Source organism: uncultured Porphyromonas sp. (assembly GCF_934359325.1).
In the GTDB taxonomy this organism is placed as follows: Bacteria; Bacteroidota; Bacteroidia; order Bacteroidales; family Porphyromonadaceae; genus Porphyromonas_A.
Window position 1 is genome coordinate 1 of the sequence record NZ_CAKRLH010000217.1, and the last position, 2,611, is coordinate 2,611.

Consider the following 2,611-nt stretch of genomic DNA (forward strand, 5'->3'; position numbering starts at 1 on the left):
GACCCCGGGAAAGAGGATCCCGAGAAATATATACGACCCCGCTAGGGTGTCGCACTTGTCAGAGAGTCAAGCAATCAGTGCGACGCCCTGGCGGGGTCGCGATCGCCTGCGATGCCTGATCCACGGGTCGTCGGGGCTGCGCCCCTCGACCCGTGGCTAAACGACGAGCACCCCTATCGGGGTGCATTCTTTACCACTCTTCACAGTAAGTGGAGTGGCTTCTGTAACGCTCAGATGCGTCACCCCTGGAGTTCCACCCTATCGGGACTGTAGTCCCACCCCACTGGGCCTGGAGTCGCTCCCACAAGAGACTGTGCCGCATGCTCGGGGCTGAGTATTTGAGCTATACAGTGACGACGACCCGCAAGGGCTCTGAGAGAAATCTATAGTCGGTAATAGGCAAAACTAATACCGGTAATAGTCGGAACTATTACCGGTATTAGAAACAACGGATATCCCACCGCTGACAGTCAGGGCATTGCGCCCCTGTTTTCTGTCAGGGTCATGCGAGCCCGGCAGAGGGGGATGTACGTCTCCGGTGGAGCTGCCGCAGGGGATCAGTAGGGGGTGCGACGCGCCCGATCCAGCTCCCGCTTCATCTCGCGGTCTCGGATCGCATTTCGCTTGTCGTACTCCTTCTTACCCTTGGCGATGGCGATCTCCAGCTTCGCTAGTCCCTTGCCGTTGATGAAGAGCCGGAGCGGCACGATCGTGAAGCCCGGATCGTGCTGCGCCTCGGTGAGGTGCCGGATCTCCCGCTTATTGAGCAGTAGCTTCCGGTCTCGCCGTGAGCCCTCCTGGGTCCAGGAGCCAAAGGCATAGGTGCCGATGTACATATTCTTGACCCACACCTCTCCGCGATCGACATAGCAGAAGCTCTGACCGAGAGAGGCGCGACCCATGCGGATCGACTTGATCTCATTACCGGTGAGGACGATGCCCGCGGTGAGTCTCTCCAGCACTTCGTAGTCGTACGTCGCCCGCTTATTGCGGATATTGACGCTCTTGCGGAAGGGGGTCTTTCCCTGCCCCTTCTTGGATGTGGATGCCTTAGCCATAGGTAGGGATCAGATCACCTTTGTATTGGACTCGTCGGGCTCGGAGTTGACCCCCGGGGTGATGAGTCGGTGTCCCTTGCCGTGCTTATTCTGGATCTCGATGCCGGGATCCTGGGCGAGGTGCTTGCGCAGCTTCGTGATGTAGACGTCCATGGAGCGGGCGTTGAAGTAGGTGTCCTCACCCCAGATCGTCTTGAGGGCAAAGGAGCGATCCACGGTGGTATTGGCGTTGGCGCAGAAGAGCGCCAGCAGCTCCGTCTCCTTGGTGGTCAGGCTCACCGGCTCCTCATCCTTGTACTGGAGGGACTGGTGCTGAGTGTCGAAGACATAGTCTCCGATGCGGTAGAAGGCGACGTCATCCGGCTTCTTCCCCTGCACGCGACGCAGCACCGCATCGATGCGCATCGTCAGCTCAGAGGTATTGAAGGGCTTCTTCAGATAGTCATCTGCACCGAGGCTAAAGCCCTCCTGCACATCCTCGCTCAGCGTCTTGGCGGTGAGGAAGATGATGGGGGTCTCGGGATTGAGCGAGCGAATGTCCTTCGCCAGCTCGAAGCCGTCCTTCTTGGGCATCATCACGTCGAGGACACAGATGTCCCAGAAGCGAGGATGCTCCTCGAAGCCCTTCAGCCCCGCCTCGCCGTCCTTGAATAGGTCGGTCTCGTAGCCCTTCTCTGTCAGGTAGTCTGCCAGCAGCGGGCCTAAGCTCTCGTCGTCCTCACAGAGGAATACTTTTACTGAGTTTTCCATGATCTTTTCTTACTTATTCGTTCGTGTATTATTACTCTTACTAGTCAGGAGCGGGAGGGAGATGATGAAGGTGGTCCCCACTCCCACCTCGCTCTCTGCATGGATGTGTCCGCCGTGAGACTGCACCGTCAGGGCGACGTAGGGGAGGCCGAGGCCGAAGCCCTTGACGTCATGTCGGTTGCCGGAGGGGACACGGAAGAATCGGTCGAATATCTTCTTGAGATACTCGCGCTTGATGCCGCAGCCATTGTCCTCCACGCGGATGATCAGGTTGCGGTCATTATTGGATGTGTGTACCGTGATGTGCGGCGGCACATTAGGCTTGCGGTACTTCATCGCATTGTCGAGGAGATTGAAGACAATATTCGTCAGCTGAAGCTTGTCTCCCATCACCTCCGTATGGGTCGCCTCCAGGTCGAGGTCCAGGCTGCCGCCTGCCTCCTCGACCTTGAGCGAGTAGGTCGATGTGGCATCGATGATGATCTCCTCCATATCCAGCTCAGTCATGCGGAGCCTGAGACGGGAGTCGTGGCTGTCGAAGAAGGACATCTGCAGCACCTGCTCGATCAGCAACGTCAGGCGGTACGCCTCGGCATTGATCGACTCGAGGATCCGCGCGCGCCGATCGGACTGAGACCCGATGTCGGGATCCGAGAGCATCTCCACGCCGAGGCGAATCGTGCTGACGGGGGTCTTCAGCTCGTGGGTCATATTATTGACAAAGTCGATACGCATCTCATCGATCTTCTTCTGCCGGAAGAGCGTGATGATCGTGTAGATGAATGTGGAGAGCACCAGGAGGG

3 protein-coding genes are annotated in these 2,611 nt (G+C 58.0%); all 3 read right to left on the minus strand.

The window, feature by feature from the left end; all coding sequences use genetic code 11:
- Nucleotides 1–557: 557 nt before the first annotated feature.
- Entirely contained in the window at nt 558–1,058 is a 501-nt protein-coding gene (smpB, locus tag Q0F21_RS07045; RefSeq protein ID WP_297238625.1) for an SsrA-binding protein SmpB, read from the minus strand.
- Nucleotides 1,059–1,067: 9 nt separating this feature from the next.
- Complete coding sequence (locus Q0F21_RS07050; RefSeq protein ID WP_297238627.1) at nt 1,068–1,808, minus strand: response regulator transcription factor; 741 nt, start codon at nt 1,806–1,808, stop codon at nt 1,068–1,070.
- Nucleotides 1,809–1,817: 9 nt separating this feature from the next.
- Nucleotides 1,818–2,611, minus strand: a 794-nt coding sequence (locus Q0F21_RS07055) for a HAMP domain-containing sensor histidine kinase (RefSeq protein WP_297238628.1), incomplete at its 5' end; no start/stop codon positions are given.